The organism is Tsukamurella conjunctivitidis, assembly GCF_007858475.1.
GTDB lineage: Bacteria > Actinomycetota > Actinomycetes > Mycobacteriales > Mycobacteriaceae > Tsukamurella > Tsukamurella conjunctivitidis.
In genome coordinates, this window is record NZ_VIGX01000144.1 from 1 (window position 1) to 630 (window position 630).

Genomic DNA, 630 nt, shown 5'->3' on the forward strand with positions numbered 1-630 from the left:
GGGGACTCCGCCGTGGCGGTGGCCTACCAGCACGTCTCAGCGATCCCGCCGACTCCCTCCTCCATCACCCCTGACGTCCCTGAGGCACTGGACCGGGTGGTCATGAAGGCCCTGGCGAAGAACCGGGACGACCGCTACTCCTCCGCCGCCGAGATGCGGGCCGACCTCATCCGTGCCGCCCGCGGCGCCGATGTCAACGCACCCGCCACGCAGGTGTGGACAGCGGCCGCCGGCTCTGACGCAGCCACCCAGACCCTGGCCATGGCTCCTCCACCCCCGCCGGCCTACACGGGTCCCACCCGCACCAACGGACAGGCACCGTCACCGACCTCGACCATGACGGCCTTGGGCACCAACGGTGGGGGGAACACCGACATTGACGAGGCGGCCGCACACAAGGCACGCAAGAAGCGGAACGCGTGGATCACCGTCCTGGTGATCCTGGCGATCGCACTGGTCGGCGGGGGCATCGCCTTCGCCCTCAACCAGAACCGGGCCCCGGACCAGGTGGCCGTGCCCACGGGGCTGGTGAACCTCGACCCGGCGGATGCGCAGGCGAAGGTGGAGGCCGCAGGCCTCGTGTGGGCAGTGTCCCCCGACACCGCTGCCTCCGACGATGTGGAGGAGGGG

The 630-nt window shown here is 71.0% G+C and carries 1 pseudogene; it reads left to right on the top strand.

Going from position 1 to position 630, the window contains the following annotated elements:
• Nucleotides 1–630: pseudogene (locus tag FK530_RS26085) on the top strand (hypothetical protein); the annotation flags it as partial.